Source organism: Rapidithrix thailandica, from assembly GCF_039710355.1.
Classification (GTDB): domain Bacteria; phylum Bacteroidota; class Bacteroidia; order Cytophagales; family Flammeovirgaceae; genus Rapidithrix; species Rapidithrix thailandica.
In genome coordinates this window covers 1-22,893 of record NZ_JBDKWZ010000012.1, presented here as the reverse complement: position 1 = coordinate 22,893, position 22,893 = coordinate 1, and the positions used below count along the sequence as shown (strand labels likewise).

The 22,893-nt window shown below is 37.1% G+C and carries 21 protein-coding genes and 1 pseudogene; 12 read left to right on the top strand and 10 right to left on the bottom strand.

What is annotated here, in order from left to right; all coding sequences use genetic code 11:
- Positions 1 to 70 precede the first annotated feature (70 nt).
- The 3 genes from AAG747_RS19415 to AAG747_RS19405 all read left to right on the top strand — a co-directional run bounded on the left by AAG747_RS19415 (position 71) and on the right by AAG747_RS19405 (position 3,172).
- Complete coding sequence (locus AAG747_RS19415) at positions 71 to 1,180, top strand: hypothetical protein (protein ID WP_346822878.1); 1,110 nt, start codon at positions 71 to 73, stop codon at positions 1,178 to 1,180.
- Between the two features lie 145 nt (positions 1,181 to 1,325).
- On the top strand, positions 1,326 to 2,093 hold the full coding sequence (locus AAG747_RS19410; protein WP_488168896.1) for an RHS repeat domain-containing protein: 768 nt from the start codon (positions 1,326 to 1,328) through the stop codon (positions 2,091 to 2,093).
- Positions 2,093 to 3,172: a leucine-rich repeat domain-containing protein gene (locus tag AAG747_RS19405; RefSeq protein ID WP_346822876.1), complete on the top strand. Its 1,080-nt coding sequence runs from the start codon at positions 2,093 to 2,095 to the stop codon at positions 3,170 to 3,172. Before AAG747_RS19410 ends, AAG747_RS19405 begins: the two co-directional genes overlap by 1 nt.
- Before the next feature lie 139 nt (positions 3,173 to 3,311).
- Here the strand turns inward: AAG747_RS19405 and AAG747_RS19400 are convergent, their stop codons facing one another.
- The 3 genes and pseudogenes from AAG747_RS19400 to AAG747_RS19390 all read right to left on the bottom strand — a co-directional run bounded on the left by AAG747_RS19400 (position 3,312) and on the right by AAG747_RS19390 (position 4,462).
- Positions 3,312 to 3,803 (bottom strand): DDE-type integrase/transposase/recombinase, encoded by a 492-nt coding sequence (locus AAG747_RS19400; RefSeq protein WP_346822875.1) that lies wholly within the window; start codon positions 3,801 to 3,803, stop codon positions 3,312 to 3,314.
- A 100-nt stretch (positions 3,804 to 3,903) separates the two neighbouring features.
- Positions 3,904 to 4,041, bottom strand: a pseudogene (locus AAG747_RS19395) (IS3 family transposase); the annotation flags it as partial.
- A gap of 142 nt (positions 4,042 to 4,183) precedes the next feature.
- Complete coding sequence (locus tag AAG747_RS19390; protein WP_346822874.1) at positions 4,184 to 4,462, bottom strand: transposase; 279 nt, start codon at positions 4,460 to 4,462, stop codon at positions 4,184 to 4,186.
- Between the two features lie 180 nt (positions 4,463 to 4,642).
- On the opposite strand from AAG747_RS19390, the gene AAG747_RS19385 reads away from it, so the two are divergent.
- The 8 genes from AAG747_RS19385 to AAG747_RS19350 all read left to right on the top strand — a co-directional run bounded on the left by AAG747_RS19385 (position 4,643) and on the right by AAG747_RS19350 (position 10,016).
- Positions 4,643 to 5,041: a hypothetical protein gene (locus AAG747_RS19385; protein WP_346822873.1), complete on the top strand. Its 399-nt coding sequence runs from the start codon at positions 4,643 to 4,645 to the stop codon at positions 5,039 to 5,041.
- A gap of 165 nt (positions 5,042 to 5,206) precedes the next feature.
- The gene (locus AAG747_RS19380; RefSeq protein ID WP_488168895.1) at positions 5,207 to 5,848 is read left to right on the top strand and encodes an RHS repeat domain-containing protein; all 642 of its coding nucleotides are present in this window, start codon (positions 5,207 to 5,209) and stop codon (positions 5,846 to 5,848) included.
- A 1-nt stretch (position 5,849) separates the two neighbouring features.
- Positions 5,850 to 6,164 (top strand): hypothetical protein, encoded by a 315-nt coding sequence (locus AAG747_RS19375; RefSeq protein WP_346822871.1) that lies wholly within the window; start codon positions 5,850 to 5,852, stop codon positions 6,162 to 6,164.
- A gap of 75 nt (positions 6,165 to 6,239) precedes the next feature.
- Complete coding sequence (locus tag AAG747_RS19370) at positions 6,240 to 7,037, top strand: RHS repeat domain-containing protein (protein ID WP_488168894.1); 798 nt, start codon at positions 6,240 to 6,242, stop codon at positions 7,035 to 7,037.
- Positions 7,038 to 7,060: 23 nt separating this feature from the next.
- On the top strand, positions 7,061 to 7,504 hold the full coding sequence (locus tag AAG747_RS19365; protein ID WP_346822869.1) for a hypothetical protein: 444 nt from the start codon (positions 7,061 to 7,063) through the stop codon (positions 7,502 to 7,504).
- A 72-nt stretch (positions 7,505 to 7,576) separates the two neighbouring features.
- Entirely contained in the window at positions 7,577 to 8,425 is an 849-nt protein-coding gene (locus AAG747_RS19360) for a metallophosphoesterase family protein (protein WP_346822868.1), read from the top strand.
- Between the two features lie 257 nt (positions 8,426 to 8,682).
- A complete protein-coding gene (locus AAG747_RS19355) occupies positions 8,683 to 9,039 on the top strand; it encodes an HAD domain-containing protein (protein ID WP_346823029.1) in 357 nt (118 codons plus the stop codon).
- Positions 9,040 to 9,161: 122 nt separating this feature from the next.
- Entirely contained in the window at positions 9,162 to 10,016 is an 855-nt protein-coding gene (locus AAG747_RS19350; RefSeq protein ID WP_346822867.1) for a hypothetical protein, read from the top strand.
- Between the two features lie 503 nt (positions 10,017 to 10,519).
- Here AAG747_RS19350 and AAG747_RS19345 read toward each other — a convergent pair.
- The 7 genes from AAG747_RS19345 to AAG747_RS29225 all read right to left on the bottom strand — a co-directional run bounded on the left by AAG747_RS19345 (position 10,520) and on the right by AAG747_RS29225 (position 20,838).
- Entirely contained in the window at positions 10,520 to 13,765 is a 3,246-nt protein-coding gene (locus tag AAG747_RS19345) for a type I restriction endonuclease subunit R (RefSeq protein WP_346822865.1), read from the bottom strand.
- Positions 13,762 to 14,406 (bottom strand): abortive infection family protein, encoded by a 645-nt coding sequence (locus AAG747_RS19340; RefSeq protein WP_346822864.1) that lies wholly within the window; start codon positions 14,404 to 14,406, stop codon positions 13,762 to 13,764. Before AAG747_RS19340 ends, AAG747_RS19345 begins: the two co-directional genes overlap by 4 nt.
- Positions 14,399 to 15,610, bottom strand: a complete 1,212-nt coding sequence (locus AAG747_RS19335; RefSeq protein WP_346822863.1) for a restriction endonuclease subunit S — start codon at positions 15,608 to 15,610, stop codon at positions 14,399 to 14,401. The genes AAG747_RS19340 and AAG747_RS19335 overlap by 8 nt, the downstream gene beginning before the upstream one ends.
- Positions 15,603 to 17,168 carry a class I SAM-dependent DNA methyltransferase gene (locus AAG747_RS19330; RefSeq protein ID WP_346822862.1) on the bottom strand — a complete coding sequence of 522 codons (1,566 nt, stop codon included), beginning with the start codon at positions 17,166 to 17,168 and terminating at the stop codon, positions 15,603 to 15,605. The genes AAG747_RS19335 and AAG747_RS19330 overlap by 8 nt, the downstream gene beginning before the upstream one ends.
- A gap of 1,094 nt (positions 17,169 to 18,262) precedes the next feature.
- Complete coding sequence (locus AAG747_RS19325) at positions 18,263 to 19,384, bottom strand: hypothetical protein (protein WP_346822861.1); 1,122 nt, start codon at positions 19,382 to 19,384, stop codon at positions 18,263 to 18,265.
- Positions 19,384 to 20,628 carry a hypothetical protein gene (locus AAG747_RS19320; protein WP_346822860.1) on the bottom strand — a complete coding sequence of 415 codons (1,245 nt, stop codon included), beginning with the start codon at positions 20,626 to 20,628 and terminating at the stop codon, positions 19,384 to 19,386. Before AAG747_RS19320 ends, AAG747_RS19325 begins: the two co-directional genes overlap by 1 nt.
- 78 nt (positions 20,629 to 20,706) lie before the next feature.
- Positions 20,707 to 20,838: a DUF4113 domain-containing protein gene (locus tag AAG747_RS29225; protein ID WP_430300664.1), complete on the bottom strand. Its 132-nt coding sequence runs from the start codon at positions 20,836 to 20,838 to the stop codon at positions 20,707 to 20,709.
- A gap of 420 nt (positions 20,839 to 21,258) precedes the next feature.
- On the opposite strand from AAG747_RS29225, the gene AAG747_RS19315 reads away from it, so the two are divergent.
- Positions 21,259 to 22,773: a P-loop NTPase fold protein gene (locus AAG747_RS19315; RefSeq protein WP_346822859.1), complete on the top strand. Its 1,515-nt coding sequence runs from the start codon at positions 21,259 to 21,261 to the stop codon at positions 22,771 to 22,773.
- Positions 22,774 to 22,893 lie beyond the last annotated feature (120 nt).

Below are 22,893 nucleotides of genomic sequence, written 5' to 3'. Positions count from 1 at the left end.
TTAAAAGTTGATAATAAGAAAAGCACAGCAAAAGAATTTATTAGTACAAATTGTATTTGTTTAAAGTTGTATGAAAATAGATTGGAAACTATATAATTATCCTTATAAACAAGCTTTTGAAGAGGTACCTGTCCAATTGGAATACCTTTTTACGACAAGTGATTCTATAGAGGATGTAGAGTTATTTCTCTATTCGGATTTGGCTGCGAATATCAAACATCAATACAGGATATACAATGTAATTTATCCCGTTATGGAATGTATAGATGATTATTTAGCTAAAAATTTGAATACAAAATATAAAATGGTCATTCTCTATTTTTTAGAATACATATTTTCAGAACATATAAGGGATACGGCTAATTTACTAGTTACTCCCATTCGTTACTCGTTAGCTTCTAAAGCGATAGAGACTTTTGATCAGGAAGAATATTTAGCATACCTAGAATTTAAGAAGCTATATTTCAAACATTTTTCAGACAACTTTCAGAAAGAGAATATAGGGTCAATAGCCTATTATGATAGTATTTTTGGAAAACCACTGCAAGTTTTACCTAAATTACTTGGTCTGATAGATGAAGAAGTAGTCAATCAGGGTTTTGTCCATGATATTTTAATTGGCATAGGATATTTAAAATACAAAAGTCAGATTGATATAACCTACAAAGACATCAGGTTACCAAGTATTACAGATGGGTTTATAGACACCTCTTTAGGCTTTTTAGGGAAGCAATGTGATGAAAACATTTTGTTATCCCTCATACAAAATAATAAAGAAACAAGTATCTCCTGGGCCAATGGCTATTCTTCTGTATTATCTGCTTGTTCTTATTTTATAGCCAATTCAGATAAAAGTATTAAGAGGAAGATTGAAGTGTTATCAAATATATTAGAAGGGTACACTGCTCTTAGGGACTCATATAATCCTGAATTTGAGATTGACTTCCCTCCTCATAAATATTTATTAGAAGACATTACAAGTATAGTTTACAAAGATTTTCTGGGAAAAGGAGAAATTGTCTCTGTAAATCAACTAAATCCTGTACAGATGTTTTTATATGATGCGCTTAATGAGTATAAAACCCATACTTACTCAATGCTTTATGCCGGGTTAATACCTAAGGGCATAAAAAAAGAGAAAATTAATGACATATATGATATACATAGTTACTTAGAGTAGTTATATCGTCTATTTGACAGAGTTATAAATTGATCAAAATAATTGGTTTCTTTTAATAAATGGTGGATGTCTTGGGTAAATAGCTCTGAGGCATCCACTTTTTGATGGAGGAAATATAAAGTAATAATTTTCTCTCACAGAAAACCTGATCACCTGGGTCTTTGACGAAGGGAGTTTTGTGCCAAGTGCCAAGATCGTAAAAGGAGAAACCTATTCCACCGTCTCAGACTATTTGGGTACTCCATGCCTGATGTACAACCATGTAGGCAACCTGGTTTGGCAAGCCGAATTGGACATCTATGGAAAGATCCGAACCCTGGAAAGAGGCTCAATTCAAGACTGTCCCTTCCGTTACCAAGGCCAGTACGAGGATGCAGAGACAGGCTTGTACTACAACCGCTTCCGGTACTATTCGCCTGAATCGGGAACGTATATTTCGCAGGATCCGATTGGGTTAGTAGGAAATAATCCGAATATTTATGCGTATGTCAGTGATAGTAATGTTTGGGTGGATGTATTGGGGCTCACAGAATTAAAGGCTCAATTAATAAAATTCTTTTATAAAAGAAATAATCAAGTTCATTATAAAGTTGCATTTCCTGGTACGGAAGAAGAGAATGTAACGCACCTTACTAAGAATAGTAATAATAAAATATTAATTAAGACAGACAAATATATTGGAAATGATAATGATATAGTTGACTCCATAGATGTAATAGTTAAAAAAGAAGGAGACGATGCGGTAAGTGCTGTAAGTGATATAAAGAATAAATATACAGGAAAAAAATACAAACTTAATAAAATGGACTGTTTTTCATATGCAGAAGAGGTACTTAGAAGATTGGGGGCAAATATAAATCCAAAAGGAAAAGATAATGCAGCAAAGTTTAAGAGTTTAAAGGGTTGTAACTAATGAGTGAATTTATCAAGAAACTAGAAAGAGATTTTAATATAGAATTAATAGAATCTAATCTACCTATAGAAGATAAACATACCTACAGTGTAGATATGTTTGGAAATATTGTAGCATTATATCTGGAAGAAGTTAAACTTCAACACTTACATAGGTTGTCACCTATTGCCAAACACCTGAGAGTCTTATCTCTAATAGAATGTGAGATTAAAAATATAGAAGGGATAAAAACATTCACACGACTTGAAGAATTAGACTTGTCTCGTAACCGTATCTCAAAACTAGAAGAAATAACAACATTATCTTGTCTTAAAAAATTAGTCTTAGGATGTATAGATATTAATTCTATTGAAGGGTTGGAATGTCTTAAGTGTCTGAAGGTGTTAGATTTGGATGGCAACAAAATTGATAATATTGACAATATTTGTGCTATTCCTTCCCTCAAAACATTACTATTAAATGGTTGTGGAATTAGTCAAATTACAGGGTTGGAAAGATTTCCTAGGTTAGAAGTATTAGATTTGGGTAACAATCCGATAGCAGGGATAAAGGGGTTTGAGAAGATGAATCAACTCAGAGAGCTTAGTCTAAGTTCATCCCAGATTACCAAGATTGAAGGTTTGAATCACTTAGAAACGTTAGAAACTTTAGATTTGAGTTCAAACCGAATTCTACAACTGCAAGGTTTAAATAACTTATCACAACTTAAGGAATTAAACCTCGCTTATAACCCAATTGAGCAAATCAAAGGCTTGGAAAATTTATTAAACTTGGAGGTTTTGATATTGCATTTTAATGAGATTAGAAAAATAGAAAATATCCCTTCACACAGTTTAAAATACTTGTACCTTTCTTGTAATTTGATTGAGGAGATTGATGAGGAGTTGATTTTTTTAGAAGAACTCCATCTAGCGGGAAATCAAATTAAGGAGTTTGATACAGAGTGGTTGTATAAAATAAAGGGAAAGTGTTTGATAACTTTAGCTCATAATCCCCTGAAAGAAATAAAAGGAAGGGTTCCCGATAATATCACCATACAATTGAAACCTTCAGAGTACACCCCTCCTTTTTTACCTTGAAGTCTCTTTTCTACAAAATACTTAGTTTTAGAGCATGTTTAAATTTCATCCTTTGGGTTAAAAATTCCCATTTCAGGAACTGATCTCCCCCCAATGTTTCAGACAGTTCTTGCTCATTTCTTAGTTTGCTATTTTTCTTTTAAGCCGCCCGGACTTGATTATTACGGGGTGGGTTACAAGAGAAATACCGATCCTTTGGTCTGTCATCTTCAATGCTGTTGTGCCTTCTTTTATGGTTGTATTCATCAAAAAAGCTGTGCAGTATGTGATAAAGGTGCACCCCATCGGTAGGGGGCTCCAAATATACCTTTTCATATTTTACCGTTCTCCATAGCCTTTCTATAAAGGCATTGTCGGTGGCCCTTCCTTTGCCGTCCATGGAAAGCTGGCTGTGTGCCAGCACTGCTTTGCTAAAAACCTCGCTGGTAAACTGGCTGCCCTGATCGGTATTTAAAATCTTGGGGGCTCCCTGTCTTTCCACAGCTTCCTTAAAGACCTTGGTGCACCATTCGGCCTCCATGCTGTTGGATACCGACCAGTGTACCACATAACGGCTGTACAGGTCGATGATGGCCATCAGGTACATAAATCCGTTTTTCATCGGTATATATGTAATGTCGGTGGCCCACACTTGATTGGGGTGACTGATTTCCAGGCCCCTCAAAAGGTAGGGGGTACACCGGGTTTTCCTGGCTCGGTTTGGAAGTATGGGGACCAGGCAGCAATGAACGCAACCCCATTTTTCTGTAATACAGGCGTTCTATACGGTTCAGGCTGACTTTATACCCGAGGTCTTTGGTCAGCCAGGTGTGCATGCGACCGGCTCCTTTGTAGGGGTGGTCCAGGTAGTGTGCATCCATCAAGCGCATCAACTCAAGGTTCAGCCCGGATTCCCCACAGGGCTTGTAATACAGGCTTGAGCGGCTTATCGACAATAAAACACATGTTGTACCAGGCTCAGGCTTGCATAATCCTTGTCTATCATGGACTTGCGTTCCGGTACTGTTTTTTTCACGACAAGGCTTTTTTTAAAAAATCAAGTTCCACTTTTTGCCGGCCGATGATTTTCAATAACTTTTCTTCTTTTTCTTCGGCTTCCGTCCTGGCGCTTTTCTTTTCACCATGGCTGAATACATTTTCTGCGCCTTTTAGAAATTCCCGTTTCCATGTCCTGATCTGCTGGGGGTGAACCTCATACTTTTGGGCAAGTTCCGATAAACTTTCCCGCTCTTTTAAGACTGCCAAAACTACCTTGGTCTTAAAAGCCGATGTGAATTTCCTTCTCGTCATATCAGTAAATTTAATTGTTTATTTTTAAACTTAATTTACTGTCCGAATTTTTGGGGAAACATCAGCTTAGGGGTTCCTCAAAATTTCCTCCTTGAAAAGGGCTTTTTTGAAACTCGTAAAGTTCATTTTGATAAGAAACCACTTGAACAACTTCTCCTAAAAATAAAAAGAGAGAAAAAAGTGTTTTTTGAGGAATTAAGTTTTTCAATATTGGACTTAAAAAGTAAGCAATTAATCGCTTTATCTTCTAAATACGAAGATGCCTGTCAGATATATAAAGTTCAGGAAAATTTATCATTGTTATTTGACACGCATGAGCATTACCAAGGATTTATTTTAGAAAATGCGATGGAGTTCATAAAGGGGTATCAACTTAAAAAAACAGATCCGGAATTTGAACGGCTTCTCATCGCTACCTTATCACTTATAAATAGTGAGACCTTTGAAAAAATGGAGCAAGAAGATGCAGGTGTTTTTCAAGAATTAAAAGCGCTCGAATCTCAGTGTGTAAAGATTAAAGATGACCGGGTTGATGGCTTGCTTACTTTAATTGATAACTGCTTTTATGCCTATTACTAAAAGCTAAACACTTAGGGTGGTTTGATGGGAATGCAACAGACAATAGTTTAATGAGCTAAAAATATCTTATTCTAAAGTTGATCAAAAAAGCCCATGAATAATGACTCATGGGCTTTTTTATATCTCCCTCTTCTACAAAGACCATCAAAATAGGGGCCCAGCAGCATTGTCACCGATTACATTGGCAAACCCATTGCCGCCTACAACGGAGTGGGGAATCTTGTTTGGGAGGTGGAATACAATATTTATGGCAATATCCGCAGCCAAACCAAAGGAGAGCAACACTTCATTCCTTTCCGGAACCAGGGGCAGTACGAAGATGCAGAGTTGGATGGCTTAATGTACAACCGCTTCCGGTATTACGATGGAAACAGTGGGATGTATATTTCCCAGGATCCGATTGGCTTGGCGGGGAACAATCCGAATATTTATGGGTATGTCAGTGGTAGTAACATGAGAATAGACCCACTTGGGCTAATGGATCCCTGGGATATTCAATTTACTCAGAATTCTATTAGTGATAAATTTAATGAGGGGCCTTGGAGGGGAAAAACATCGAAAGAAGCCATAGAGCAAACCGCAAAAGAGGGAAAATTACCTAATGGATTACAGCTAAATGTAATGGAATTAAATGGGGGGCAAAATATTGTAACTCTGAACAATCGAACATTGTATGTGGCACAAGAAGCTGGCTTAAACTATGTAAAAACTAATTTTGTAGATAATATCAATAAGCTAAATAAATTGTTAGACGGGGGAATGCCATTAGACTTGGATGAACAACCGATAATAAAATGCAAAAAATAACATGAAAAAAAAATTATATACTGGCGCATATCTTCTTGAAAGTAAGGATAATAAAAGCCAATTTGGGACCATAGACGCTTTATATATGGTTGAAAGTAAATTTGAAAAAGCAACTCTTCAATTAAGAGTACAAGATTTACAAAAAATAGAGTTTAATGAGGGTTTTGTTTCTATTGAACTTAGTCTTCATCAATTAGAAACTCTCAGCCAAACAGCTAAATCCGTTTTTGAGAATATACGAATACTTAAAATGCTCGATAAGAGGCAAAAGTTAAACAGTAATGCTTATATAGAGCACAAAGAATCATCTAGTTGATTATTAAGAATTTTCATTTCAAATAAAAACTACAACTGTAGGAGGAGTCTTGACGGTTTCAATTTAGCGAAAGAGGTGTATATAATTTCTTCGGCTAAATTTTTTTTAGGAGAAACCTATTCCATCGTATCGGATTATTTGGGTACTCCATGCCTGATGTACAACCACGTAGGCAACCTGGTTTGGCAAGCCGAATTGGACATCTATGGAAAGATCCGAACTTTAGAAAGAGGCTCGATTCAAGATTGTCCCTTTCAAGATTGTCCCTTCCGGAACCAAGGACAGTACGAGGATGTAGAGACGGGCTTGTACTACAACCGTTTTCGGTACTATTCGCCTGAATCAGGGACGTATATTTCCCAGGATCCGATTGGCTTGGCGGGGAATAATCCGAATATTTATGCTTATGTGCATGATAGTAATGCTTGGGTGGATGTTTTTGGGTTAAGTAGTTTTGATCCATTTTCTGTTGGAGAAGTAACAGAATTTCCAAAAGACATATATTTTGGGCAAGATAGGATAGCTCCAAATTTTAGTAGTATAGGTTCTCAAGCTGATGATGTAATAATTGGTCAATCAATAACTGATGTGTCTAGTGATATAAAGGCAGGAAAAATTGATCCAAATGTAATGGTTATTTCATATACTGTTGATCCCGCGACAGGTAAAAATGTTACACTAAATAATAGAGGGTTGGCGGCAATAGTGGAGTCAGGAAAAACTCCGGATATGACTATAAAAGTTCCTTATGATAGAGTCCCTCCACATCTAGTTGCCGATATTAAAAACAGACCTCCTTCAAAAACTATTAATATTACCAAAAATAAAGATGGATCTGGCTTTCTAAAAAAAGTTAATAGTAGTTGTAAGTAAACATTTGAAGTTTGAAGATACCTATGAAGATTTTGATCCCAGAGGAAGTAGATTTTAAAATATCTACTACAGATTTATTTGTAGAATATAAAGAAAGAAACAGTGCTAAAATAAAATTAGAATCATTCCTTTTGGAGGACTTTAAGCAAAAGGAAAAACGCACAACTATTCAAATAGAATTTAAGTTAGTCGCCGAGTTAAAGTGTATCTCATTAAATTTTCAAGAGAGCAATTATGAAAATTTTGAAATATTAGATATTAATGAAGAAAATGTATCGGAGTATGAGTTTTGGGTTATTAATGGGTATCATCCTTCATCTGGATTTTACCAAATAGATGATTCTCATTGGTTAAAAGAATCCAAAGAAAGGTATGATCCTAGAAATAGATTAAATTTAAAACATTATTTGATTGAAGGGTATGATAGCTATGTTGAGTTATTAGCGAGTAACTATGTTATAAACTAAATTTCCCCAATACTGTCGCAAGCATCTCGTTCGTGAACTAAGTGTAATAGATAAGAAAAAAATTGATCCAATATGCGCATCGCGATTTTTGCAGACCTTCATGGAAAACTATTACTCCCGTTTAAACTGGTGGATTTGTATCAACAGGAGACTGGGGAGAAAGTGGATTTGATTTTACAATGCGGGGATTTAGGAGCCTATCCCGATTTGAAGGCATTGGATAAGGCCACTCTGAAACATGCCCGGTACGACCGGGATGAATTGGGTTTCCATGAGGATTTTGTCCAAGAAAAGGCGACCATCAAGGCTTATCTCCAACAGCTCGATTTGCATATGATTTGTGTTCGGGGGAATCATGAAGACCACGACTATCTGGATGCCTTAGAACAAAAAAGTGGTAAGGCTTCACGGTTTCCCATAGATGTCTATCAAAGGGTATGGATCTGCAAAACAGGTCATATTCAAACCTTTCGAAAGGGGGATAAACGGTTGAGCTTTGTGGGGATCGGAAGGATTGGTGACCGAAAAGGACGGACGGCAAAACGCTTTATCCAGGAGTATGAACGGAAACAGTTAGCATCCCTGTTCCAAACAAACGAACACTTTGATATTTTGCTCTCGCATGACAAAGACGATGCAAGTCAACGGGGGTATGGAATGCCCGAAATCCGTCACACACTGGACCAGGTGATTTTTCATTATCATTTTTATGGACATACGGGCGAGCCCTTTCAATGCCAGATAGACAGCAACGGCATCACGACTTCGTGTAAAATTAAGGAATTGGAATTTTCAGAGGACGGCACTTTACCGAAAGGATGCATGATCATTCTCCACCAAACAAAGGAAGAGGACTGGGAGCTAACAGTGGTTCCACCATCCCTGACAGGTAAATTAACCAAAACTCATTGGAAAGACTGATGTTCGTTTTATTTTCAATTTATTCAATCGTTTAAACCCGAACCCGTAGAAAACCTGATCACCTGGGTCTTTGACGAAGGCAATTTTGTGCCATTGTAGAAGGAGAAACCTATTCCATCTTCTCAGACGGTTTGGGCACTCCATATTTATTGGAAAATGTGCCATACCCAAATACTTTTCTGAGAGATTTATTATCTTAGTTACTACAAAATAAATACAGTTTTATTGGTAATTATATAGTTGTTGCGCCCAATTAAATAAAGAACGTTATAATACTTGATTTGGACGGTGTTTTGATAACGACACCAAGTTGGAAGCCAGATGAAATCCATATTGATGGATATTCCGAGTTTAACAGGAATGCTGTTCGAAATTTAAATAAACTGTTGGAAGAAGTTGATGCTGAACTATGGTTAAGCTCCACCAAACGAATGAACCAATCGCTTGAGAAGTTTAAGGAGATCTTTGCAAGTCGAAACATCAATAAAGAATTGAATGAGGCTCGAAAGCGTTTTTGGATGCGAACCGACCCGATGATTGGATTTAATTCTGAAAAGCTGATTGAAAACAAGAAAAAAATAAAAACCTGGGACAACAAAACCAATAAGCAATAGTACCCTGTGGGATGCTACTGCTCATAACCCAAACCGTTGTACGGCATAAAGAAGTTGGAATTGATCCAACGGGCAATTTACTCACTGAGGCATTAATTTTTTACTATGGATAAAAACAAGTAATGAAATACCTTGCTCATTTAGAAAATAATCCTGATAGTAAGATAATTTCCATATATGATGTTATTCAAGGATTGAATGGTGAGACTCCTTCAGCTTGGGAAGGAAGAACCTACTTTTCATTATGGCATCATATACCAATGATCGCGAAAGTTAATTCCACAAAACAAAAGCCTCATTTTGCATTTAAACCTGGTCATGGGGGAAATAAAAACTCTGGAGGAGGAGAAAGCATTGAGCATCAACTCTCGAAAAAAATAATCTCTGATTTAAAATCACTAAATATCAAAATTGGAGAAATAGAGGATTCAATTTTTTTTTCAGAGGTAATTATTGAGCAACCATTTGAAGATGGAAAGTATAAGGCAGATTTATACTGTCGTATTTGCAAGGAAAATAAATTCGGTTTTCCTGTAAACTCAATGATCATCATTGAACTGCATCTTTCTAATCGGGTTAAAAATTCAAAGAAAAAATTCTATCGGAATAATAATCTTACAGCAATAGAAGTTGACATTTGGCATAAAATAAAGTTTCAAGGTGATGTTCAGAAATTACAAAAGCAATTAAGTGGATATTTTAGAAAACAAAGGTTTGCAAAAAGATTACATGATCCAAATTGGGAAACCATAATTAATGGTAGAGAGTGTAGCAATGAACTTCCTAAACAAGAAGAAATTGAAGCCAAAAAGCCAGAACTACCATCGTTTGAGAGAGAAAGAGCAAAAATCACTCATGTTGAGCAAAAAAGTTTGCCAGTTGAAACAAGTCCAAATATTGATTTGAAACCGTCCGAATTGCATACAAAACCTAAGAAAACATTTTGGGAGCGGTTATTGGGATTATTCTCCAAATGAAAAGCGCTGTACAATATGAGGTATAATTTCCATGTCGTATCATATGCTATCCCAATGGAATACGCATAAAACTTGCAGCCAATCGCACAAGTTACCTATGCGCAGAAGAGGTTCCAAAAGAGAGGCCTGGCCACAAGGTCACAATTCCCCCCCCAGTTGACCCGCTACACCCAAAATGACCACTCAGTATCAACGCCCTTTTTAGGATGAAAATTTGACATTTTTAGGAGGATACAGTGAACTGTATGAGGTAGTAGCAACGCTCTGCTATATCCGGAGCTTGAACAAGATGGATGTAGCTCGCCAAAGGAATATAGTGACCGATAATTATGACCTGTCAGATCAAGTGGTGGCTAGTACACCTAACCTTATGATGTGAAAGGCTTAGTGAGTGAGGCTCATCTTCTACCTACTCGACTTTTTTCTTTTGTAACCGTGTGTTGACTCAGACATACTCTTTAACAAGCTTTAGCTTGTGTGTCTGCCTTGAGCGTTGGTATTTATCAGTCAGTTGTTAGTTCTTTTGCAATCATCTCTGCCTGTTTCAGCACGGTTTCAGTAGCCAGCTTTTGCATATCAGGCGGGTAGCCGTATTGTCTTAGGGTTCTTTTAATGATTACTTTCAGTTTCGCTCGGACACTTTCTTTTATTGTCCAGTCGATCGATGCATTTTGCTTCACTTGTTCTGTTAATATCACGGCAAGCTCTCTCAACTTGTCTTGCTGCATGAGTTGTTTTGCAGAATCGTTGTTGGCTACTGCCGTATAGAATGCGTACTCAAAGTCAGAAAGTCCAAGTTTTTGAGCTTCACTGTCTATGTTGACGATTTCCTTACTCAACTTAATGAGCTCATCCATCACTTCAGCAGCCGTCAAAATCTTGTTGTGATATTTCTTAATAGAATTTTCCAACATTTCTTTCAGTGACTGACTCTTTACCAGGTTCTTTTTGGAACGTGCTTTTATTTCATCATTGAGCAGCTTTTTCAAGACTTCAAGTGCCACATTCTTATGCTTCATGCCTTTTAGTTCCATCAAGAAGTCTTCTGAAAGAATGGAAATATCCGGTTTCTTGATTCCTGCCGCATCAAAAACATCAATCACTTGTTCTGAAACCAACGCTTGGTCAATGACTTGACGAATGGTCGATTCAATTTCTTCGTCCGTTCTTCCAGAACCTGTTCCGTCAAACTTAACTAATCTTGCTTTAACCGCTTGAAAAAAAGAAACTTCATCCTTCACATCCATGGCTTGTTCATGGGGAACGGCAATGGCAAAAGCTTTAGACAAGGCGGTTACTTCATTAATGTATCTTTTCTTACCATCTTCTAAACCGAGAATGTGTTCTTCGGCTGCTAGAATCATGGAAAGCTTCTGACCAGTTTCCGCTTGGAAATAATCTTCATATGGGAAACCGCTGAACATCTGCGAAACTACTTCCAGTTTCTCTAACATCAATTCAACCGCTTGTTCTTGGACAATGGTTGGGTCTCCTTTTCCTCCGGCATCTGAGTAGAAGGAAAGTGCTTTTTTCAAGTCGGAAGCAATGCCCAAATAATCCACTACCAATCCACCGGGTTTGTCTTTATACACCCGGTTAACTCGTGCAATCGCTTGCATCAAATTGTGGCCTTTCATCGGTTTGTCAATGTAAAGCGAGTGCATGCTTGGGGCATCAAAACCTGTGAGCCACATATCCCGAACGATGACCAATTTCAATTCGTCATCAGGGTCTTTCATCCGTTCGGCAAGGGTTCTACGCTGTTGTTTGGTGGTATGATGTTTGGCGATTTTCGGTCCATCGGAAGATGATGAAGTCATTACCACTTTAATCGCACCTTTGTCCAAATCGGCTGAATGCCATTCGGGTTTGAGCTTGACGATTTCTTCATACAAATCAGCGGCAATCCTTCTGGACATGGTCACAATCATTCCTTTGCCTTCAAACACTTCTTGCCGCTGCCCAAAGTGTTGAATAATGTCGTTGGCTATATTCTTTATTCTGTTTTCACTTCCAATTAAGGCTTCCAGCCTTGTCCATTTAGCCTTAGCTCTTTGGGTGGCATTAGAAAATTCAGGATTTTCCCATTCTATCAACTTTTCAAAATCCTCATGCTCTTCTATTATTTTTTTTCCCTCTTCTGTGAGCTTAACCTTAGCTAGGCGACTTTCATAGTAAATACGAACCGTTGCCCCGTCTTCCACCGCCTGAGCGATGTCGTAAACGTCAATGTAATTTCCGAAAACAGCAGGTGTGTTGACATCTGTGCTTTCAATGGGAGTTCCTGTAAAACCGATGTAAGTGGCATTGGGCAAAGCATCACGCATGTATTTGGCAAAACCGTACACGGTTTTCTTTCCTATCACATTGCCTTGTTCGTCTTTGTCATCTACCGTTTTGGCTTTAAAACCGTATTGTGTTCGGTGAGCTTCATCGGCAATCACCACAATGTTTTCTCTTTCCGAAAGGGTTTCATATACATTACCTTCTTCGGGTGAGAACTTTTGAATGGTGGTGAAAATCACACCACCCGAAGCTACTTTCAGTTTTTCTTTTAAATCGTTTCGGTTTTCAATTTGCTTGGGTTCTTGACGTAAGAGCTGGGTGGATGCAACAAAAGTATCAAAGAGTTGGTCGTCCAAATCGTTACGGTCGGTGATGACCACAACGGTGGGATTGTCCAAAGCCAACACAATTTTACCAGTAAAGAAAACCATGGAAAGAGATTTTCCACTTCCTTGGGTATGCCAAACCACACCACCTTTTCTATCTCCTGAAGGTTGTGATTTTACACCAGCCACACCATAATTTTCTGGCGATTCCATCACCATGCTGGTTGGCGTTTCTTTCTCAACGTTGTAGCCAGTGGCTCTCATGGCAGATTCAACTGCACGGTTCACCGCATAGAATTGATGATAAGCCGCTAATTTCTTTATAGTTGAAATGGTCGTTACCCCTGTTTCCGTATCTTCCTTTTTCGATTTTTCAAAAACGATGAAATGCCGTATCAAATCGAGCAAGGTTTCTTTGTTCAGCATGCCTTTGATAAGCGTTTCCATTTGGCTTACCAAGTGCGATGCTTCTTCTTTTCCGTCTGCCGATTTCCAGGCCATAAAGCGGCTCATACCCGATGAAAGGGTTCCGGATCGGGCTTCCAATCCGTCTGAAATAACGGTGAAAGCATTATATGTAAAAAGGCTAGGAATAACTGCTTTGTAGGTTTCTATCTGGCGGAAAGCAGATCTGATGGTGGCGTTTTCATCGACTGCATTTTTCAGTTCGATCACCACCAAAGGAATGCCGTTGACAAACAAAATCACATCCGGGCGTTTGTTTACGCCATCTTCTACCACCGTAAATTGATTGGCAACAATAAAGTCGTTGTTTTCAGGTGTGTTGAAATCTATCAACCACACCAAATCGCCTCTTTGTTGACCATCTTTCTGATAACTAACTTGGATGCCTTCTGTTAATAGGCGATGAAAGTTCTCGTTGTTGGTCAATAACTCGGGCGAATGGATGCGCTGAATTTCTTTGATGGCTTCTTCCTGTGCTGCAAGTGGAACATTTGGATTGATTCTCCGCACCGCTTCTACCATGCGATTAGTTAGCAATATTTCTTCGTAAGAACTACGTTCCGGGTTTTCGCCATCATGAGCAATGCTTGGGGCGTAGATGTATTCATAACCTAACCCTTCTAACAATTTGATGGCAAAATCTTCTATGGTGTTTTCGGTTATTCTTGTCATTCTTCAGTTTCGGTGTATGCTTTGTATTCGTTTACATAGGCTTGTTTGTCAACATTGAACAGAATTTCACTTGCAGGATATGAGTAATCGCCCATTTTAAATTCGCCAAAAGAATCATCCCAAAATTCGTTGAAGTCGTCAGCTTCCCAATAGTCCAAAGTATCTTCAAGTTGCTCAGCCGCTTTCTTTTCTTTTTTGCTTTCGTAGTTTCTGATAATGAAAACGCAAACTGTTTCAACCGTATCAATTAAAAACTCTCTGGTAATTACATCAACTTTGCTGTTCCGCTGTTTGATTTCTTCTAAAGATTTACCGTGAGAAGTCAATCCTATATCGTTTCTTAATTCACCAACTTGTTGTGCAATGGTCGCCAAAGCTGATGAAACTTGATTGACCAAAGTTCCATTTGCGTAACCCATAGAAGAAAAGCATTTCTTTAAAACACTATTCACAGAAGGTTTTATGCCTAACTCAACGCCATTTTTATCACAGATTTCTTTTCCAACACTTTCCAATAGAGCTTTTGCATTTTCAAGTGAGTGACTGAAATCAATTTCAATATGAGTTTCTATGCGGTCAATGTAAGTCGATAAACCAGCCCAATTGCGATATTCTTCTATGACAGTTTTGAGTTTATTCATCTGTGTCAATGCTTATTTCACCACTCATGAGTTTTGGAAGAAGGGTATCCCTAAAGGCAACTAGCTTACTTATTTGTCGATTATTGACAGTGATTTTATCAATGACAGGCTCAAAATGAGCACTCATTTCATTGATTTCATCCTCAGAAGGTGTCAATACCATTGCTTCATCTAAATCTCCTCTTTTGATGTGCCCCATTGTTGTTGCATGTGCTCTCGCTATTGCAATAAATTGGTCAAGATGGAACTTACTCCACAAGTAGAAATACCATTTTGGAAATTCATCTGATGTTACCTTGAAAAGATGTTGATTCAAAATGCAGGTTTCACCATCCCATATCTTGACCATCAATGACGCTGACCATGAGAAAATTACATCGCCATTTTCTACTATGTACTTTTCATCAACTTCTGTAGTACACCAATCGCAATCTTCGGTAATACCATTTCTCAATTCTTTGATTTTCAAAACTGGCAACTTGTCCACATCATTTTGTGGTAGATATTTTTGGCAAGCCAATCCATTTAAAAATGTGGCTATTGAACTCAAAGGCCTTTCTTCCCATTCAGGATTAGAATTCTCCACAAACCACTGCCGAAACAGCGTCTCCGCCATTAGCTCCAGGGTTTGGTTTTGGCGGTGCAGCAGGTCTATTTTGTCGTCTAAGCTGGAAAGGACTTCTGCGATTGAGTTTTGAGTGACTAAAGGGATTAATGGAACAGGAACATTTTTAAAATCTTTTAGAATTACTCTGGGTATAGCTGACCCTGAAACGTAGTTGTTTTTCATTAAGTCTTGAACCTGTGGGGAAAGCAGATAATACCGATAGAAATCTGGGTTATATCCTTTTTCAAGTCTTGCAATTGCAATGGACGAGAGCAGAACAATCTTTTCGCTTTGCTTGTAGACGAATATGATATCTAAACAATTAGCACCATCTTTTGATAAAAGAATATCGCCATATTCTGGACTACACTTCCCCTTGACTAATTTTTCAAAATCATCATCTGAAATGGTTTTACAATCTGAAAAGTCAAAGTGATTGTACCGCATATCTTTCACGGAAGCCATTAGATTATCCGACTGACTTATTTTAGGAGAAGAATGCGATCCATCTGTTAGAAGACTGCTGATTTCCCCCAGTGTCCCCATTTTCCAGGATGCAGGGATTCTACCTACCTCGGTATCCTTCCACTCACTCATCAATTTTCACTTTTTGAAGGTTAGCGGCAATGCGTTCGTTGAGTTCGGCTTCTTCTTTGAGTTGGGCTTCAAACTCAGCTTTTAGGCTGGTAAAGCGTTCCGTAAAGTCAAAGTCATCTTCTTCCTCTGCCAAGCCTACATAGCGGCCTGGGGTGAGTACATAGTCCAATTCGGCTACTCGTTCTTTGGTGGCAGAAGCACAGAAGCCTTTTACGTCTTCGTAGTTCCCATCGGTGTTTCGCCAGTTATGGTAGGTGTCTGCAATGGTTTGGATATCATCTTCAGAAAGCACTTTGGTTCTGCGGTTGATCAAATGACCTAAGTTGCGGGCATCAATAAAGAGAATTTCGCCTGTTCGGTTTCTATAGGGGAAGGACAAACCGTTGCCCTTACCGCTGCGGTTACGGCTCATAAACCATAGCGAAGCAGGAATTTGAGTGTTCAAAAACAACTTGGCAGGTAGGTTGACGATGCAGTCAATCAAATCGGCTTCTACCAGTTCTTTTCTGATGTCACCTTCACCACCACTTTTAGAAGTTAATGCGCCTTTTGCCAAAACAAAACCTGCTTGTCCGCTCGGTGCTAAGTGATATAGGAAATGCTGAATCCAGGCGTAGTTGGCATTTCCTGTGGGTGGTGTACCGTATTTCCAGCGTCCGTCTTTGCGGAGCAAATCACCGCTCCAGTCACTTACGTTAAAGGGTGGATTGGCAATGATGTAATCGGCTTTCAAGTCTTTGTGGGCATCGTTCAAAAACGACCCTTCATTGTTCCATTTCACCTGTGAGCTGTCAATACCCCTAATGGCCAAGTTCATTTTTGCCAATCGCCAGGTGGTTTGATTGCTTTCCTGTCCGTAAATAGAAATATCGTTGATTTTCCCCTGATGCTCTGTTACAAATTCTTCTGACTGCACAAACATTCCACCCGAACCACAGCAAGGGTCAAACACTCTGCCTTTGTAGGGTTCTAGCATTTCTACCAAGAGTTCAACAACGCTCCTTGGCGTGTAGAACTGGCCGCCCTTTTTACCTTCTGCCAAGGCGAATTCACCAAGGAAGTATTCAAAAACATGCCCAAGCACATCAGCACTTCTGGCTTTGGCATCACCAAGGGCAATGTTACCGATCAAGTCAATGAGTTCACCCAAACTGGTCGGGTCAAGATTCTGCCGTGCATATACTTTTGGCAAAACGCTTTTTAGCGATACGTTTTCCTTTTCAATGAAGTCCATGGCTTCATCCACCGATTTTCCAATAGTGGGTTGTTTGGCTTGCGAGAGCAAATAAGACCAACGGGCTTTTTCCGGAACGAAGAAGACATTTTCGGCTTTGTATTCGTCTTTGTCCTCCGGGTCGGCTCCGGCATATTCGCCTTCTCCGGCTTTCAATTTGTCGTAGAGTTCTTCAAACGCATCCGAGATGTATTTCAAAAAAATCAGTCCGAGTACTACGTGTTTGTATTCCGCAGCATCAATGTTTTTTCTCAGCTTGTCTGCCGATTTCCAGAGTTGTTTTTCCAACGGTTCTTCCGTTCCGTTTCCGTTCTTTTTTGCCATCTATTTAAAGTTCTTTTTATCAGTTTCAAAGTTCATTTTTTCTGTCCTAGCGTTGGCCCAAAAAAACAGGCTCTTTTGCTTGCGAGGCATGAGCATTTAACTTTTGGGTAAGCAAATATGCCTGTTTACACGTTGGTTTTTTTGTATGCCACACAACATTGGAATAACCGGAACCACTCCCTATTTCCAATTGTATTATCCCTGTTATTTTTCGCTTATCTTTAACTCCCCAAATTTAGCTATACTGCCAAATTATCCAAGGGGTTATTCATATTTTCCAGTGCTTTTTGACTTATATTTAGGTATATATTTCTGTTGTTTTAGCGGAAGTATACCCCAATAAGTTTTGAATATATTGTAAGTTGGTTCCTAGCCCTAATAAATGTCAAGATGTAGAACTAGTAACAAAGCTATGTCTTAACATATGTTCCTGTAGTCAGTCTGATATCCTGCTCTACAGGTAGTTTCTTTGGTTTAATACCAAATTTAAACTTAACAGCTCTGATTCCCTTCACGATTTCTTTGATCTTTCGCCAACCCACATAGATTTCCAAAGGCATCTGGAAAAGTGGTAAAACCATACCGTATGGCATACGGCAAGCCATACGCCTGATTCAATAACTCAACCAAATTTTTTGGAACCGGGACGCACTTTTAATGAAAGTAACCGGTAGGAATAAGACGGATTCAGACGAAATTCCCGGTGGGAAAACCAGTCTGAATCTGTGTTATTATTTTGCCTGGTACGCCAAAGTTTCCAGATCATAATTATAGTGATTGCACAGACGGGCTTTGAATTGCCGATTGATGACGTCCCTATATAATAAGGATGGAATTGGTGGAAGGTGTGGAAATATTTCTCCCAAGGTATTGGCCAATGCACCACCTATTTGGAATCAGGCCTGATAACAGGTAGTATTATCCTGTTGGTTAAGGCAGGCTTTTCGACTGGTTAAGCATTCCTTATCTGATTTTAACAGCTTCCAAGCGGTTTTTCTTGGGACTGTGACAACTCCCAAAAATACCACAGATAATAATGCTCATGATATTAATTAAATTTTATCTGAATAAATTGAGGAGAAGTAAATAAGGCTTTACTTCTTTCCTGACCTCCGAAAGGCAACAATCATTTGATAGATGAGGTAGCCTGCGATGATTCGATTAAAAAAGTCTAACACTATCCAACCATTGGGATCATTACATAAAAAGTCTAATTTATGTGTTGGTAAAATAAACTCACTGTATTTGCCTATAAAATAAGTCCAATCAATAATTGATAGATATGATGGAAAAACAGAGAAAATGGAAATGATTATACAAACTGCTCCAAAACAGGCTAAAGGAATTGGAATTTCATGCCAATTTATTTTAGACTTAGACAAGCTAAAAAAGATTGAAAAAAAGAAAATAAATCCTATTGTCAAAAAACATATGGCACTTTGAATGTCATCATATAATAATCCAATGTAATAAGGATAAAAGCAAAATAGGCCAAAGGATAAAAGCCAGACAATTGGGATCATCCAATTTTGACTATAGTCTGAAGAATATTTGTGAGAGGACAATGAAATAATTTCCGGTAATTTTCCCCAGTATTTTTCTTGTTTATTTTCTTTTAAATACTTTCTTTTTGTTTCTAAGTGTGAAGCATAGTATAAGTTTTCTTGTGTACGGTTACCTTGCTTCTGCATTGCAAGCATCAGATTATTATAAAACTCGGACTGGCGCCTATACTCTTCGGAAATAGAGTTATTGTTATTTAGCTCAGATATTGAAGTCTTGATTTTATTATTCCCATCTAAACCAGGGAAATGCATTTCATAGGTTTCAATCTCATTCAAGTTGCTATGTACAATCCGTAATTTCTCAAATGAATTAAAATCAAAGTTTTCAAAAGTGGTATTGCCCAAACGAGAACTTTCAATAATTACCTCACTTTTTGAAGCTTGTCCTTTACAATTTCTTAGATAAAGCCTTCCATTATTGACGAGCTTTTCCATTTTTAGAGTGTTAATCTGTAAATCTGCACATTCAAGGGTTGCGTCTGAGGAAATTTTACCTTTTAAGATGAGTTGAGTTATAGGACTGTTATCATTTAAATCGGCCCCTTTTATACTAATGTCGTTGGAAACGCTACAATCCACTTTAATTTGCTCCTCTTCATTAAAAGGGCCAATGACTAATTCATTTATAGTACCTCCACTAACTATAATCATTATTTGATCTTCTTTGATTCTTTTTTAATAATTAGCTTTTCTTTAAAATTGCCACCAGTTATTTTTAAATCTTTATAGAAAGTCCCTCCTTCAAACACTACAGACTTTTCAAATTCTCCTTTAGAGATTTTAAAGTCACCTTTAAATTTTCCTCCTGTAATCTTTACTTCATCCTCAAAAGAACCTCCATTGATTACAAAACCTTTTTCAAGTTCATTTGGAGAAATAAATACCTTACCCTTAAATATCCCATTGGAAATTTCAAAATTACCTTCAGTATCTCCCTCCTCTGTAATTTTTATTTCATCCTCAAAAGAACCTCCATTGATTACAAAATCTTTTCCAAATTCATTTCTAGAAATAAATACCTTACCCTTAAATGTCCCATTGGAAATATAAAATTTCTTTAATAACTCACAACTATAAATACTAAGGGTATTATGATTTCCATTAATAAAAGATAGACATTCAGCAAAAACGGATGATTTATTCTTAAAAAAACTATTTGCTAAAGTAATTTTTTTTGTACTTGCCTTTTCTATTAAAAGACCATGATCAAATTGACACTTATTCTGAACAGTCAATTGGTTTATACAACTATTTTCAAGTATTTTACAATAACCTGTATAGTGACAATTATTAATTGAAAAGTCATTTTTGATTTTTGCGTTCTGAATTTCTGTACATTTTAGCTCTGATTCCTCAAAGCAAATACTTTCGAATTCTCCTCCTTTAATATATACTTTGACATTATTAGACTCATTTACTTTTTTAATAGTAAACTGATCAAATTTAGGATCCCCTTTGATGGATAATTTATTAGGAAAAATCCCCCCTGAAATGTCTAAAAAACGAAATTCAGTATTTCCACTAATATTAAATCGATCAAATTCACCATTTAAAATCGAAGCATAACCAAGTTTTCCTCCTTCAATTGAGAAATCACTAAATTTTCCTCCTTCAATTGAAAACCCAGGTACAGCTATTCTACTATGTTTAAAATTTCCTCCTTGAATTGAAAATTTCTTTAAAAATTCCCCTTTTTTAATAATAAATTGACTCTGAAATTCCACTTTTTTTATCTGAATCTCTAAATTGTATGTAATTTCATTCTGTACTATAATATTTTCCTCTACAGTTACCTCATCAATTACTATAGTATTCTCTTTTATAAAGCCCATCTTAAAAGCGAGTACATCACCCCTTAATATTTTAATAAAATTCTCAGCTGAAACTTTTTTCATAATGCTTATTTAGGAAAGTAATGTTTTCAAGGCTATGAAAATAGAAATTTTTTACCTAAATACTCTTAAATTTTCATTCTAAAAAACATCACCCATATTTGTGATATAACAAGGCGACTTCCACATTTTGAAAGGCTGTTTGATAGCGGAGCAGGCTAGTTGTATGGCTTTCCGGCCCATTTTGGCGGAGAGGTAATCCACACTCTTCATTAGGGATGAGAGCTTCTTCGGGTCGTATCCAGGGTAAAGAGATAGTTGTAATTCCGGTTCCGTGCAAAAATCGGAAAGGAGTACCCCATTCGCTTGTATTTGTATCCTTCCTTAAAGACCATTTTCAACAGATTTCGGACACTTCTAGCCAAAACGAAAGCGCTGTTTCCCGGATAGGTGAGTTGCATGGAGATGGAGCCTGCTATAGTTTTTCGAGGTCTTGTTTGTCAGTGCTGACACGGATATAGGCGAGGGTTTGCACAAAAAAGGTACTTTCAGGTATTTTTTTGCACAAATACAGACAAAAAAATCCGACCGTTTTTTCTGCAAAATACTTGCAAATAAAACGGTCGTTTAATTTGCAATTTTACTATTTTCAGATATGCTATAAAGCCGTATAATTTAAACCATTTATCTCCTATGGAAGAATTTAGTATTGAAACCCCTAGAAAAAGGTTTGAAGAACATCTTAGTAGTGATGAAAACAAACGAATTTTATTTTCCGGAAAGTTTGGCAGTGGTAAGACTTACTTTTTAAAAAAGTTTTTTGAAGAAAATGACGACTACAAAGCCATACACCTCTATCCAGTAAATTATAGTGTAGCCTCCAATGAGGATATTTTTGAATTGGTGAAGTATGATATTTTATTCTCTCTTCTTGAAAATAAAGATAAAGTATTTGAGTTCGACAAATTAGATATTCCTCATATTCAAACTTTACACTTCTTCGCGACTAATAATGTACTAAATATTCTCACCCCTTTTGTAAACCTCATTCCCAAATTGGGTAAAACCCTTTATCCAATTGCCGACAAACTTAAGGAGTTATATGATCAATATTTGAAACATCATGAAGAAGCCCAACTTGATGAGAAAAAAACAGTGATAAACTTTCTAGAACAGTTTACACAAAAACAGGGAAGTGTTTATGAAGAAGATTTCTTTACCCAACTCATCTGTAATTTAGTAGATCAACTAAAAGAAACTGAGGAAGATAATCAGGGAGAAACAGATACAGAAGGGGAGTCAGAGGTGAGGAATAAAAAAGAGACTGTATTAATTATTGATGACCTGGACAGAATAGACCCGGAACATATATTCAGAGTGCTTAATGTATTTGCAGCACATACAGATCACCGTGATGATGAAAATAAATTTGATTTTGATAAAATCATTCTTGTGTGTGATATAGAAAATATCCGAAATATTTTCAAAAACCGATATGGGGCAGATGTGGACTTCTATGGATATATGGATAAATTCTATTCAAATGAGGTGTATTCTTTCAGCAATATTGATGGAATTAAGCAAAAAGTATATAATCAACTTAAAAGATTAAAACAGGATGAGTATCAATTATACAAGGGTGTTTCTTCTCCTACTTCAGCAAACATTTGTTATATACTTGACGAAATGATCAATGCAAACCTACTTACCCCTCGAATGTTAAAGAGGTTCCTTAAAAAGGATCAATACACCCCTAATAAAAATAGGTTAAATTTAGCTTTAAAGGATAGCATTCTTCACCCTGCTCATATACCTTGCATTCAAATAATCGACTTCTTTCTATGGTTATTTGAAGGCTATGATGAATTTATTAATATTGTTAGACGATGCAAAGACTTAAAAAGTGAAATCGATAAAACTCACTATAGCGCAAGTCTATTAACAATTTTAGGTTATGAAGATCACAATTTTACACCAAAAGATATTGGGTATAATTTCACATGTACTGAAACTAGCCAATCATTTACGTACTTAGTAGGTAAACAAGATCATACACATGTTCAAATTCACTCCATTCAGAATATAGAACAAAAATCTAGGAATAAAAACAAGGTTAAATATATAGATGGGAACCATATAAACTATTTCGGCTTATTACTGGAAACCCTTATAAAATGCCGGGATGAAAAAATAATAGTATACAATTAGTGTTAAGTAAAATTTAAAATAACGTAATAATTCAGTACCTTTAGAAAAAAGATGAAAAGGTACAGGGTCAAATTACTGCAAGAAGAAGTATCCGAGCTTAGAGCGATAATTGATAAAGGT